The sequence below is a fragment of the Bacillus cereus group sp. BfR-BA-01524 genome, assembly GCF_022662595.1.
Classification (GTDB): domain Bacteria; phylum Bacillota; class Bacilli; order Bacillales; family Bacillaceae_G; genus Bacillus_A; species Bacillus_A thuringiensis_S.
The window spans coordinates 91,512-104,276 of record NZ_JAKUDW010000006.1 but is presented as its reverse complement, the minus strand read 5'-3'; the positions used below and the strand labels follow the sequence as shown (position 1 = coordinate 104,276).

Here is a 12,765-nt window from a genome sequence, read left to right as displayed (position 1 = left end):
GGGTAATGAACTCTTGTCTTCAAACCAAAAACACCTCCATTGAATTTGCATACTTAGTATGCGAATTCAGGAGGTGTTTTTTTCATGTACCACTATTCGGGTTCACTTCATATTTTAAGTCCTGCGTTTTTACTTTCCTTAATTAGCTAATAGAGGGATAGCGCCACATTGCTTTATTAAGAAACGAATGGTTCCTATGTTAGGACCCAAATGATGTGATAGAGCTACATCCATTCTCTTTAAAGTAGGAGCTATACATATAATTCAAAATAATAAATTGATATACAAGATTATTTCATCCAAAATCAGAAAGAATTTATCCATTAATTGTCTGAACTTGTAGTAAAAAATACAATTCTGGTAGGGAAATAAGTGTTTTCTGGGCTTTCATTTTATTTTCGAAGCTTTAATATTATCCTCTAATAATACCAGTGTTCCCAATTTTTATTAGGGTTTTAATTTTTATATTAGAATTAGATATTTCGTTCCCCCAGTTTTTTTGGTGCATTTTCCATTGCTGATATTGGTGTGCCCTTGCATACATGCTAAGTCCGATAGGGTCAATTTTATTGCTTTGAATTTTTTTTATAATTTTATTCAATTCTTTATCAATAGATTTTGTTATTTGTCTTTCTAAAAGGCTAATAATTTTTCCTTGGTCATCATTGCTAGTAATTGTTGTACCATTAACTCCTTCAATAATAGACAATGCTATGTCTAATTTTATATCGAATTGAAATTTATCATTTTTAAAACCAACATCAATTTGTCTGTGTGCCTTTTCAATTAAAACACTTACAATTCTAGATTTATCACTTGCAGAATCGTTAAGAATAATATTCAATATCATACGCCCTTGTAGTTTTTCTTTTTTTAAGAGGGAGTATATGGGGACATCTTTTGTAGGCAAACTTGTAACATACCTGCTTAATTGATCAAAAAAAGCAATACCCTTTGTTTGAACGGTATTATTTACTTTCTTTACAATTGGGATAGTTTGTGTCATTCCTTCTTCGTTTTTTTGTCTAAGAACTTCTTGAATATCAGAGGGAACTATCATGTTATCGTATAATGACGCTTGAATTATATCTTGTAGGTACATGGAAATAGAAAGATTATTAGGTGCCTTAATAGTAAAAAAATCGTTTATCTGACCGTCAACTTGTATTAATTTTATATTAGAAGTGCTCGAAGGATCTCGAACAATAGCATCTAGTTTATTTGGCCAATTAGATTGCTTAGTAAATTCTTTACCAACTAATAAGATTTGTGCTTTTGATGAAGTCAAATATCCTATTGTTTTTGTGTTGATTTTTGAAAAAGCACTATAAACAGACGGTGCTTCTACGACTTCTTCATACGTATTTTTTTTGCTTTTTCCTTTAAAAACGGTTGTGCTAGTTCCTACAATTAAATTTTTATTAGCACCTTTGTCAACACCAATTAATAAAATTAAGGCACCATTCTCCAAAGGTACTTTCGTACTATAACCAGTGAAAAAAATCGCCACTACAATGAAACCAAATAGCCATTTTTTAGTCATTTTGCTTTCCTCCTAGTGGCAAACTTGAAGATATATGTGTAACCAAATAAAAAAATTGGTATTGTTATAAAGAAAATCAAATCAATGTGATTGATGAAAGAATAAATATTTAATAAATCCTTCACGTTAAATTTTATGATGACAAAAACTATAATTAACATGAAAATTAAACACCCAATAATATAGTTAGTTTTTATTTTTGGTAAAACATGTGAAACGATATATGTGGCAGAGAATAAGTAGGGAATAATGGTAGTGGAAAACATTAATAAATAATAAGCTACAAATAATATTTCAAGTCTTTCTAAAAAAGAAAAATGAACAACTTTTAATAAACTAAATACGGGCCAAATAACGGTTTTCATACCTTTTGGACTCATATGTATAAAGCATAAGATGGTAACATAAATCAATAGAAGCATTGATAGGGTATTTGCAATTAGGATACCTGAAATGGCTTGTTCTTTTTTCTTTAGATATGGGTAAAGAATATACGCAATTTCTAAGCCACTATAAGGATAGATTGTCTCTTTTAATCCTCTAAAAACAGGTAGCCATCCTTCTTTAATAATTGGTAATAGGTGTACTGGATAAAAGCCTTCTTTTAACGCAAAAATAAGCAACACAGGTAAAAACAAAGTAAGGAAAAATATTACCTCATTATATCTATATACAGCGAATATACTATCCTTTGCTAATATATAAAAAGGTATGAGAAGTAATAATGCAATTTGATAAGGTGGTGTATTAGGTAAAATCCATACAATTACGATATCAATACACCTTAATAGAGCGATGAAACCTGCCAGAATGAAATATATGCAATAAGAAAAGAGTAAACAAGTCCCTAGCCATTTTCCGAAATATTGAATGAGTATACTTGGGAAATTCATATTTGGATTTTTTTGCATCGTTAAAATAATGAGAATACCGATGAAATTTGTGCATAGCCATCCTAAAATAATGGAAATCCAACCATCTGTTCCAGCAGTTCCTGCAATAATACTTGGCAAAACTAATATACCAGCCGCAGTTTGTATAGTATGAATCCCCAAGACGTATTGAAGAGGTGTAATATACTCCATTTTAGAATTCGTCATTTGAATCACCTTTATTATATATCGTTCTTTTTTTTGTGCTTTGTTTAGGTCGTCCGGTAGAAGAACGATTAGTAAGCATGGAAGTGGGGAAGCGAACAATAGTGTCTTTTAAATCTTTTAGATTAAAGGGAGATAAAGGTACAGTATAGGGTGTACCAAAAGATTTAATTGTTACAGAATGTGCGACAAGTACCATAACGACACAAACAATCCCCACTATACCGTATAAAAAAGCAAAGAACATCATTGGAAAGCGTATTAAACGAATGGAGCTAGATAAATCATAATTAGGAATGATAAAGGAAGCAATAGCGGTAATGGATACAATAATCACCATGATATTACTTACAATTCCCGCTTGAACAGCTGCTTGACCGATAACAATTCCACCCACGATGCCGATTGTTTGTCCAATAGGCTGTGGTAAGCGTACACCAGCTTCTCGTAGCATTTCTAATGTTATCTCCATAATAATTGCTTCCATTATAGGTGAAAATGGAACTTTCACCCTTGACTGAGCAATTGATGTATATAAATCTAAAGGAATGACTTCAAAATGAAAAGATACAATAGCTATATACATAGCTGGCAGTAAAGTTGCAATTAAGAAACCCAAAAAACGTAGTAAACGTAAAAAGGATGCTACAAACCAATGAAGAGAATAATCATCAGGTAGATTAAAAAAACCAGCTAAGTTTATAGGGACAACCATAGCACTCGGAGATCGATCAATTAAAATTGCAACCTTACCGTCGAGAATTTGACTGGCGATAACGTCTGGTCTTTCACTTAATAAAGTTTGTGGAAATGGTGTATAAGTATTGTCACTTATATAGTGAGAAAGCTCTCCAATACCAATTATTGTATCGGTATCGATATTTTGTATTCTACTTTCTGCTTCATATATGACAGTAGCGTTTGCAACATCTCCTAAATATATAATAAAAACAGAAGTGGCTGCTCTTTCCCCTATATTTATTTTTTTAATTTTTAATTCCACAGAAGGAATATAACGCCGAATTAATCCTATATTTTTTGATGCATTTTCTACAAATCCATCATGTGATCCCTTAATTGTAGACTCACTAATAGGTTCTTGAATGGCTCTTTCAGCCCAGCCTTTCGTATTAATAGCCATTGCCCCTAAATGACCTTTCATAAATAAAACACTTTGTCCTTCTAATAAACAATCTATAACTTCATTCCAATTCCAGATTTCTTTTGTATAGGCAGCAATAATATTAGATTCAAAAATTTTTTGATTACCACTAGTGTTCTCTAATATCGGTCTAATTACATTATCTTTTAAAGCGATACCATCTGTTAGTCCTTCAAAGTAATACAGTATAAATTCATCATTGCTTTTTAATTGGTGTTCAATTAGATCCGCGCTTTGATCAAATATTTTATTGACTATTTTTTTATTAATGCCTAATTCCATGGAATTAATTTTACCTAAATCGTTTTTCACCTTTTTAGTATTTTGCTTAGAGAATTTCATGATTTTCACCTTTTTAACATTTGTGATTTTATTATGGATAGTGCACGTTATTTATATACCATTTTTTAGGGATATTTAAAGTTTTGAAAGAAAGATAAGAAGAATTGACTTTTATAATTGAAGATGTAACAGGTAGTATATATAGCCTTGAGGGTTATATATTTTTTAAGAGTGTCCAGTACATTTGGATGAATGTAAATCTGAATTAACCCAATTAAACAAGTCATTGAACAAGTTAAGAGAAGAAAATAGAGAATTCTTTCTTAATTCTCTAATGGATTTAAAACCAATTCTACCTATATAGGTGAGGGTATTTTTTATGTCAGGCATTTTAATTAAAAGAACTATAAAGCATAAAAATTTGAAAGAAAAAAGTTCTTTACTTAGTCAGGAAATATAGAATTTCAATAATTATTAGTAAAGAACTTTTTTACTTGGGGACATGTTAAAGCGCTGACGATTTTTTGTATATAAATTTCTATAGAGTGTAAAATTAAAGAAATTAAATAGGAATTTGAGACTATATTTGTTTTAAAGAGATTGAGGTGGATCTAATTTCATTGAATCTATCATAACTTTAATATTTTTCGAATTACCTTTAACAGATAGTTTCACTTTTTCAATTTCCAATGTTTTTGAAAAATCTTCATTTCCTATTGAACCAATTAACTGATCTAATTCATTAGTCCATGTAATGTTAGTAGCTTGAATCATTGCCTTAATCGTAGGTATATCTGCGTAGCCAGTATACATAATTCCATCAACTACTTTTCCGTTTTCTCCTAACATGACACTTACCCATTTCATATCTTGATTTGATTTATCTACTTCTTTAGGGTAATAAAACCTATATGTATTGGATTGCTTTTCTAGTTCAAGATTAAATGGAAGAATTTCAATACCTTGTGTAGATACAGTACTCTTAATTTTATTATAGTTTTTTAAATATTCTTCTGCTGTCATATGTTTAAGTGCAACTTTTTCTTTTACATCCACTGGTTCTTTTTCGGGTGCTTCAATTTTGTTGAGAGTATCTTTGTGTTCTATATCTGTGCAACCTAAAAGGCTAGCCGCTATCAGGAAGGTTCCGAGTATAAGTATTTTCTTTGGCATAAAAATCTCTCCTTAAGTGATATAGGAAAAACGCCGAAAGAGTTGATATCCTTAACAATTTCGGCATTTTTCAAGTTCGAATACTTAATGTTTTTTTATAACGAAAAAGAATCATTTATATGATCTAATTGATTTAAGAAAGAACAGTACAATTAGTCCTGAAATAAATAATAAGACCCCATTTATTAATAAGATTAATGGTGGACCATATATGTCAGCGAAAAATGAGGAGATTGCTAAAGCAACTGGTGATGCAATACTCGTAAGAGAACCAAGTGTTCCAAAAGTCCTTCCCTGTAACTCAGGATCTACCTCAACTTTAATAATCACATTGACAAGCAATGTACAAAATGAAAAAAGTATTCCTAAGAGGAGAATTAATGGTACTGCATAAAGAACAGATGGAGCAAAAGATAGCCCTACAAAGATTGGAGCTAGTAAAACCATACTAAGGATTATCCACCAACCCCGTCGATGTAACTTATTATCAAAAAAGATAATAATGCCTGCGCCTAACATATAACCTATTGGAATGCTAGATTCAATTATCCCAAATTCAATCGGATTTGCCTTCCACACTTTTACAGACATTACTTGAATAAGCATTAATGAAGCAGTGAAAAATGTGATTAAAGTAGGCGAGAGTATAATAACAGATTTAGCAAAAGGGTTCTGCCATATATACTTGAATCCTGCAACAAGGTCCTCTTGAAATGAATTTTTGATTCCTGTTTTTTTTGTAGAATTAGGAAACTTTCCACTTAACAACACTAAAATAGCGGATAACATAAAAGTAACTGCGTCAACTGAGATAGCAATGCTACCTCCAAATGCTGCAACTACAACTCCTCCTATTGCTAGCCCCGAAATACGAGATACATTATCTGCTACATTTAATACTCCAGTAGCTTGTTGAACTTTGTCTTTTCCTACAATATCAACTAAGGAAGCATGGAATGCAGGAGACTGAAATAATCCTGCACAGGAAGTAAGAGCTGTTAAGATAATAATAAGAATAAAGGGGGTACCGGGTATTGCAATACAAAATGCGATGCTTAGTATTAAAAGACTTCTTATTATATCTGTTATCCACATTAGTTTTCTACGATCTACCCTATCTGCAACAGTACCTGCAATGGAAGAAAACAACATGCTCATGACCATATGAGTTATGGCAATTGTAGACATTAATTTGGCACTTCCTGTTGCTTGTAGTACCCAAAGGTTTAAAGCAATACTGTGAAATGAATTTCCAAACATTGATAAGGTATAACCTGTAAATACAAAAGTAAATGTACGATTTTTCCATAATGTCTTTTTCGAAGAAACAGCGAGAGCGGAATCTAATTCGACCTGTTGTTGCATAGTATTGTCACCTCACAAATTTAAGTATCTAATTTATAAAAATTTGTTTGCAAACTAATAGTGGTGAACATTAGTAATCAAGTTAATTAGATGATTAATAAAATGGAATCTAATTGTAAAAGAGCTATATTAATATAAGATATTGTTATTTTGAGGTAAAAACGGTAGGTATGAAATGGATTTAAGTACATACATGTTGGAAAAATAAAACGCAATATAAATTGACCATAGAAATCTTAGAATGTAAGTGGATTTAAATTGTTATGAAATTAAATTACGAGAAAATATCTACTAATGGCATTATTAAATTTGTAGAAGTACATCTTTAATTAAGAAAATTTTAAATAGCATTTAGGAAGGGACATTTTAACTGTACAATATTGTTTTAAATTTTATATAAGATTTTTACAAATAAAATATTTCTCCAGATTATTTTGAAATTTCTTTACAGCTTTTCCCTAGGTTTTTAATATTTGTAAGATCGGAAGCTATATTTATATTTTATAATTTATTTTGGAATATAAGATTGGTATTAGTTGTATAAATAGTATTTTTATTAATAATCTAGTATTTATTTTTAATACTCCTCTCCGCATAAAGTTTTACCAAATATTTTCAGGTGAATATTACCAAATAAAAAATGTTTTGTCTATGTATTTTATTGGGGCTATATTTTGTAAGCATAATTCTATGTAAGAATTTTCTATATTCATCCTCCCTATATAATGACATTTTTTCCCTTACTTCGACATAAATCAAATGGTACAGTTTATAGGACAAATATAGAACCCACTTGTAGACATTATTTTGTATGAAAAATTGAGTCGAAACATGAGTTACTAGTTAGGGGGCGAAATATATTTTAACTATTTTTCAAATAGTACTTAAGGGTATAGTGCTAAACGTTTGAAAATAGCTGGTAAATGCTTCTATGGGATGGAGGTTGTCATTTGAAAGAAAAAGATAAGCTTAAGGTGAATAGGAACAACGTTAATTTTTCTAAAGATATAATATATCAAATTGTAACGGACAGATTCCATAATGGATACCCATCATATAATCCCAAAGGGGGATTATACGATGAATCTAGGAAAAATAAAAAGAAATACTTTGGTGGAGATTGGATAGGGATTATTGAAAAATTAAATACAAATTATTTTACTGAACTAGGTGTGACGTCATTATGGATATCTCAACCAGTAGAAAATATCTTTACTCCAATAAATGATTTGGTAGGAAGTACTTCATATCATGGATATTGGGCTCGTGATTTTAAAAGAACAAATCCTTTTTTTGGGACATTTGAAGACTTTCAAACCTTAATAACAACCGCTCATGCAAAAGATATAAAAATTATTATGGATTTTGCACCTAATCACACTTCGCCTGCATTACATGATGATGCGACCTATGCTGAAAATGGTAGATTATATGATAATGGATTATTACTTGGTGGATACGATAATGATTACAATCATTATTTTCATCATAATGGTGGGACGGATTTTGAAGAATATGAAGACGGAGTTTATCGTAATTTATTTGATCTTGCAGATCTAAATCACCAAAATATAGCTATTGATTTGTATTTTAAAGAAGCTATTAAACTATGGCTAGACCAAGGAATAGATGGTATACGAGTTGACGCAGTAAAGCACATGTCATATGGCTGGCAAAAAAGTTGGCTAAATTCAATCTATAATTATAGACCAGTATTTATTTTTGGTGAATGGTATATCAATCCGAATGAGTATGACCATAGAAATGTTCATTTTGCAAATAATAGTGGTATGAGTTTATTAGACTTTAGTTTTGCTCATAAAGTACGTGAAGTTTTTCGAGATGGAATGGATTCCATGCATGGGTTACACAAAATGATTGAAGAAACTTACCAAATTTATAATGATGTAAATAATCTTGTTACTTTTATTGATAATCATGATATGGACCGTTTTCACATTAATGGACAAAGTAAACGTAGAATAGAACAATCATTAGCATTCTTGTTAACTTCAAGGGGAATACCTTCTGTATACTACGGTACAGAGCAGTATATGGTTGGAAATGGAGATCCGGACAATCGTGGCCAAATGGAATCTTTTGATGTGAATACAGATAACTTTAAGATAATACAATCGTTATCTTCGCTTCGTAGTTTAAATTATGCACTTTCATATGGAAATACCAAAGAAAGATATATAACGGATGATATTTATGTATATGAAAGGTACTTTGGAAGTGATGTGGTATTAATAGCGTTGAATCGAAATTTAACAGAAGGATATGAAATAAAAGATGTTAAAACAATTCTTCCTTCTAGAAAGTATAAGGACATATTAGATGGCCTTTTAGATGGTGAAGCAATTAGAGTTGAAAATAATAATATAGACTCATTATGGCTTGGACCTGGGTCAGTACATGTTTGGCACCATAAAGGAGTAAATAGTATACCTTTAATAGGAACTGTGGGACATAAAATGACAACAGTTGGTCAAATGATTTGTATTGAAGGATGTGGTTTTACTTCTAAAAAAGGATCAGTATTATTTGAGGAAAAAGAGGCGGAAGTTGTTTCATGGTCACATACTAGTATAAAAATAAAAGTTCCAGCAGTGAACGATGGTAAATATGAAATTACTGTTGTAACAGATACAGGAACTAGGAGTAATATCTATAAACATGTAGAGGTCTTCAATACAAAGCAGGTTTGTATTCGATTTGTTATTGAAAATGGATATGAAATACCAGAGAGTGAAGTTTTTATAATGGGGAACACATATTCATTAGGAAATATGAATCCTTGCAAGGCAGTAGGGCCATTTTTTAATCAAATAATGTATCAATTTCCTACGGGTTATTTTGATATAAGTGTTCCGGCTGATACCTTGCTTGAATTTAAATTTATTAGAAAGATCAATAACACACTATTGATTGAAGGCGGAGAGAATCATAAGTATCGGACCCCGAGTTTTGGAACTGGAGAAGTGGTTGTAAAGTGGCAAACTGCAGAAAAAACTATCTTGGTGGAGTCTTAATTATATGGATTTACTTTTTTTACAATTGTAATTAAAATCGGGGGGATTTCATTCTGGTAGCTAAAACAAAAGCTTATACTGAAAAATTCTCTTAAAAGTTAATAAAGGGTACGATTTTAAAGAAAAACTAGAAAAGAACTGTATTAATGAAAGTGAAAAATATAAAATTGGAGGTTACTATGGAACGAGCTTCTAAAGTGATTACGATTGAAAATTTTCATTCTGAAATACTTGAGAATAGTAGGAAACTATTTATATATTTACCACCTGGTTATGAAAGCAACTCGTACCAAAAGTATCCTGTATTATATATGCATGCTGGGCAGCGCTTGTTTGAGCCAGTAATAAAAAATGATGAATCATGGAATGTCCACAAGACGACTGATATGCTAATTTATGAAGGTAAAATTCAAGAGATAATAATAGTAGGTATAGCACATAAAAGAATCATAGAAAATAATGAGTTTTGTCATTTTATTTCACCAGATAAACATATAGAATGCTCAGGGTTATTATATGAAAAGTTTATAATCAATGAGGTGAAACCTTACATTGATGAAAATTTTAGAACATTTACTAATGCTGAAAATACAGCTCTAATAGGCTCATCAGCAGGTGGTTTATCAACTTATAATATTGGTTTCCGCAATCCTGAAGTGTTTGGGAAAATTGGGATGTTATCTCCATTCTTTGTGAAAGTTGAAGATGATCATTCGGAATTAAAATTATATGAAATGTATGAAGGGAAAAAAGACTTAAAAATATGGATGGATATAGGTAGTGCGGAAGGTTTTTTCTTGGTAAAACATGTGAGAGATATTGCAGAAACTTTATTGGAAAATGGTTACAAATATAGAGATGATTTAATTTTTTATCAGGATCCAAATGGTGCACATTTTGAGAAAGACTGGGGAGAACGTATGCATCTACCATTAATATATTTCTTTGGAGATGTTGGCAATATAGTTAATGTTACATTAGATGGTCGAGATGTAGTTGGATTAACTGGAATGAAAGTGAAAATTAATCCAATTGTTACGTACGATAGTGGTTTTGAAATGAGTGTTTTAGATGGTGTATTTTTAGTTGATAACCCAGACGTGCTAGAGGTTATGGGGGATGGAACAATTATACCTAAGAAAATAGGAGAAGCCGAAGTTACCTTTGTGACACAAGGTGTAAAAGGAATACCTAAAAAATATAAGGTAATAGAAACATTATCAGAATTTGTAGATGTTTCTGTAACAGTCGAAGTACCTGGAAATACACCAGTTGGTGAACGAATTTATATGAGTGTAGGCATGATACTAGATAGAATAGAAAAAAATCGTTTTGCAGGGAATTTTAAAGTGCCAAGGGACCTTGCATGCAGGTTTAAGTTTTCAAGAGGCTTTAGGCTCTTTGAAGTGGATAAATTAGGACAACCTATTCCAAATAGAAAATTTAAAGCTACTAAGGACTTACAGTTGAATTATACTGTTGAGAAATGGATAGGGCTGTAAAAAAATAAATATGGGGTGAGTGCTGTAGTGAAAATGAAAGAATTAATTCCAACTTTTGATGTCCCTTATTATTATTCATGCTATATACCAATTCTTCACGATAAATTAAAAAGTATGGGTAGCGTTAGTTACATGAGTTTAATAGCGAATGAAGAGTTATATAGTATACCATCATATCGTATGGATACTATCACATCGATACCTTCTGTAGCAAGATATACACAGTTGTTAGAATATAATCAAACATTTCGTATGGAGAAACATGTATATTCTAATTTTGAAAAGGGGCTTCAATATATAAAAGAATGTTTGAATCGTCAAGAAGTATTTATTGCCTTAGGAAGCACCTTTTTTCTACCATATAGTAATGATTATTTGAACCCCAAATTTATAAAAAGTCATATAGATGTCCATACGGATAAATATGTTACAGACCATTACCTCGCAATTAACAAACTTACAGAGGATAGAGTATTTGTTCAAGATCCAGTTCCTAATAAATTTATGGGCGAGATATCAATGGAGGAGTTTCATTCTTTTTGGAAAGGAGGAAAAGCTATACCTGAATTGGCTCAAGCAAAAGGTATAGAAAGAATTTCATCTTACTCATCAATTGATGTGATTATACAGGAAAAAATAAGCATGGAAAATCTTAAAGATATTTTTTTGAGAACACTAAAAAAAATATCAAGTGAGTATGTTCGAGGTTTAATTATGCAAAAAAACAATAAGATATATTATTTTGGTAAGATTGCAGCCCTGGAACTTAAAGAAAATATAAATGAAGATTTTCATAAACAAAGAAATATGTTCCCTTTGTATTTGAAATGTTTATTTGATATGAGATGGAGTAGATATTTTTTATATGACTTACTTATAGACATGAACGAGTTATTTAAAGATAAATTTATTCATATTACTAGTGAGTTAATGGATATAAAACAATCATGGGAAAGACTGTATAAGATTGCACATATTAAATTATTAAAAAAAGATAGTAATTTAAGTGATCTCGAATCTTTTAATTTGATAATGATGGATATTATTAATAGAGAGTGTATCTTACATGAGAATATTTTATTTCTTCTGCAACATAATTATAGTCTTCAATCTTAATAGGGAAAAGATAATTGAGAGAAGTAGAGTAAGGCTACTACGTATACTGACAAACTTTATCAGTAGAAGAAGTGTATTTAGTGTTCATGTTATACAGTACTAGAGTTGCTGGAAGGGAATCTTCATAGTAAAAAGATGATTTATAAAAGGAGTGTATTTACTTGAAAGATACAAATAAAGAAAAAATTATTCAGATTGTATTGTGCTGTGTTGAAGAAGTGAATGAAAATCTTGAAAATAAAATTGATCTTGAAAAAGGCTTGAAAGCACATCTTTATGATTGGGAGGGGTATTTAGATTCGTTAGGGCTGGTATCTTTACTGGTAAGTATTGAACAAGGCTTAGAAGATGAATTGGGTTTATCAGTTGATTTGGTGAATTTAGATACAATGTCACAACATAATAGCCCATTTAAAACAATAGAAGCATTAGTTGCGTATATTTTAGAATGCCAGGAACAGTTAAAATCACTAACATAACAAAATATTAA

General features: G+C 30.7%; 9 protein-coding genes. 4 read left to right on the top strand and 5 right to left on the bottom strand.

From position 1 onward, the window contains the following. Positions 1–412: 412 nt before the first annotated feature. The 5 genes from MR170_RS03540 to MR170_RS03520 all read right to left on the bottom strand — a co-directional run bounded on the left by MR170_RS03540 (position 413) and on the right by MR170_RS03520 (position 6,622). A complete protein-coding gene (locus tag MR170_RS03540; RefSeq protein WP_242307232.1) occupies positions 413–1,543 on the bottom strand; it encodes a Ger(x)C family spore germination protein in 1,131 nt (376 codons plus the stop codon). Further along, positions 1,540–2,643 carry a GerAB/ArcD/ProY family transporter gene (locus MR170_RS03535; protein WP_242307230.1) on the bottom strand — a complete coding sequence of 368 codons (1,104 nt, stop codon included), beginning with the start codon at positions 2,641–2,643 and terminating at the stop codon, positions 1,540–1,542. The genes MR170_RS03540 and MR170_RS03535 overlap by 4 nt, the downstream gene beginning before the upstream one ends. Further along, positions 2,630–4,144 carry a spore germination protein gene (locus MR170_RS03530; RefSeq protein ID WP_481746779.1) on the bottom strand — a complete coding sequence of 505 codons (1,515 nt, stop codon included), beginning with the start codon at positions 4,142–4,144 and terminating at the stop codon, positions 2,630–2,632. The genes MR170_RS03535 and MR170_RS03530 overlap by 14 nt, the downstream gene beginning before the upstream one ends. A gap of 531 nt (positions 4,145–4,675) precedes the next feature. Then, positions 4,676–5,257: a hypothetical protein gene (locus MR170_RS03525; RefSeq protein WP_242307227.1), complete on the bottom strand. Its 582-nt coding sequence runs from the start codon at positions 5,255–5,257 to the stop codon at positions 4,676–4,678. 111 nt (positions 5,258–5,368) lie between these two features. After that, on the bottom strand, positions 5,369–6,622 hold the full coding sequence (locus tag MR170_RS03520; protein ID WP_001187351.1) for an MFS transporter: 1,254 nt from the start codon (positions 6,620–6,622) through the stop codon (positions 5,369–5,371). Between the two features lie 950 nt (positions 6,623–7,572). On the opposite strand from MR170_RS03520, the gene MR170_RS03515 reads away from it, so the two are divergent. From MR170_RS03515 to MR170_RS03500, 4 genes are all read left to right on the top strand, one after another. Then, on the top strand, positions 7,573–9,657 hold the full coding sequence (locus MR170_RS03515) for an alpha-amylase family glycosyl hydrolase (protein WP_242307226.1): 2,085 nt from the start codon (positions 7,573–7,575) through the stop codon (positions 9,655–9,657). A gap of 179 nt (positions 9,658–9,836) precedes the next feature. Then, the gene (locus tag MR170_RS03510; RefSeq protein WP_242307224.1) at positions 9,837–11,159 is read left to right on the top strand and encodes an alpha/beta hydrolase; all 1,323 of its coding nucleotides are present in this window, start codon (positions 9,837–9,839) and stop codon (positions 11,157–11,159) included. A gap of 27 nt (positions 11,160–11,186) precedes the next feature. Then, positions 11,187–12,275, top strand: coding sequence for a cysteine peptidase family C39 domain-containing protein (locus tag MR170_RS03505; protein WP_016082897.1), 1,089 nt, complete (start codon positions 11,187–11,189; stop codon positions 12,273–12,275). A gap of 161 nt (positions 12,276–12,436) precedes the next feature. Further along, complete coding sequence (locus MR170_RS03500) at positions 12,437–12,754, top strand: hypothetical protein (protein WP_016082896.1); 318 nt, start codon at positions 12,437–12,439, stop codon at positions 12,752–12,754. Positions 12,755–12,765: the final 11 nt, after the last annotated feature.